Raw genomic sequence first — 1,816 nt, 5'->3', positions numbered from 1 at the left:
CGCGGTCCAGCAGGCCGGTTTTGGCCAGATGGGTCATGACATAGCTGCCAAATCCGCCAACCGATCCTTCCTCGATCGTGATCAGCACGGCGTGGTTGCGCGCAAGCTGTTCGACCAGCGCGGTGTCGATCGGCTTGGCGAAACGGGCATCGGCGACGGTGGGGGACAGGCCCTGGGCGGCCAGCATGTCGGCGGCCTTCAGTGCTTCCTCCAGCCTCGGACCCAGCGACAGGATGGCGATGCCGCCCTGTTCGGGGCCGGACTGGCGGGTCATTTCCCGCACGATTCGCCCGCGCCCGATCTCAAGGATCTGGCCAGCGCCCGGAAGCTCCAGCCCCAGGCCCGCGCCACGCGGATAACGCAGGCCGACCGGGCCTTCGTCAAACGCGATCGAGGTCGCGGTCATGTGCAGCAGTTCCAGTTCGTTGCTGGGCGCCATCAGCGTCATGCCCGGCAGGCAGCCGAGATAGGCGATGTCGAACGCACCGGCATGGGTCGCGCCATCGGCGCCGACCAGCCCCGCGCGGTCAATGGCGAAGCGCACCGGCAGTTTCTGCAGCACCACGTCATGCATCACCTGATCATAGGCGCGCTGCAGGAAGGTGGAATAGATGGCGCAGAACGGGCGCAGCCCCTCGGTCGCCATGCCGGCGGCAAAGGTCACGGCGTGCTGTTCGGCAATGCCCACGTCAAAGAAGCGGTCGGGATAGGCTTTGGCGAACTTGTCCAGCCCCGTGCCAGACGGCATGGCGGCGGTGATCGTGACGATCCTGTCGTCGGTCGCGGCCTGGCGCACCAGTTCCTTCGCAAAGACCGAGGTGTAGCTTGGCGGCCCGGACGGGCCTTTCTTCTGTTCTCCGGTCACGACGTTGAACTTGGACACCGCGTGGTATTTGTCACCCGCCGATTCGGCCGGGGTGTAGCCATGGCCCTTTTCGGTGATGACGTGGACCAGCACGGGGCCGATATCCTCGGCGTCGCGCAGGTTGCGCAGGATGTGGACCAGCTGGTTCATGTCATGGCCGTCAACCGGGCCGACATAGTAAAAGCCCAGTTCCTCGAACAGCGTGCCGCCGGTCATGATGCCGCGCGCGTATTCATCCGCCTTCTTGGCCGTGCGTTCCAGACGGCCGGGCAGGCGCTTGGCCATCTTGGCGGCAAGTTCGCGCAGGGAAAGGAACTTGCGTGACGACATGAGCCGCGACAGGTAGTTCGACATCGCGCCGACCGGGGGCGCAATCGACATCTCGTTATCGTTCAGCACCACGATCAGGCGTTCAGCGCCCGGGCCGCAATGCGAGGCGTTGTTCATTGCCTCATACGCCATGCCTGCCGAAATCGAGCCATCGCCGATCACCGCGATCACGTTGCGCTCACGGTAGGACGGGTCTTCCTCCGCGCGCAGGTGATGGGCGACCGCCATGCCGAGGCCCGCGGAAATGGAGGTGGACGAATGCGCGGCGCCAAACGGGTCGTATTCGCTTTCGCTGCGCCGGGTGAAGCCCGACAGCCCGCCCGGCTGGCGCAGGGTGCGGATGCGCTCGCGCCGCCCGGTCAGGATCTTGTGTGGATAGGCCTGGTGGCCGACATCCCAGATCACCCGGTCATCGGGCGTGTCGAACACGGCATGCAGCGCCACCGTCAGTTCCACGACACCCAGCGACGCGCCAAGGTGGCCGCCGGTGGTGGACACGGCATCGATCGTCTCGGACCGCTGTTCCTCCGCCAGCTGCTTCAGCTGTTCCACCGAAAGGTTGCGCATGTCATGCGGCGCGCGCACCCGGTCAAGCTGGGGGTAGCGCCCAAGGGTCGGAAT

1 protein-coding gene is annotated in these 1,816 nt (G+C 65.8%); it reads right to left on the bottom strand.

Annotated elements, in window-relative coordinates; all coding sequences use genetic code 11:
• A partial coding sequence (gene dxs / locus F1542_RS16835) for a 1-deoxy-D-xylulose-5-phosphate synthase (RefSeq protein ID WP_227672838.1) occupies positions 1-1,816 on the bottom strand: 1,816 nt, incomplete at both ends.

Source organism: Komagataeibacter sp. FXV3, assembly GCF_015155755.1.
In the GTDB taxonomy this organism is placed as follows: Bacteria; Pseudomonadota; Alphaproteobacteria; order Acetobacterales; family Acetobacteraceae; genus Komagataeibacter.
The sequence above is the reverse complement of the archived record's forward strand: the minus strand, read 5'-3'. Positions and strand labels throughout refer to the sequence as shown.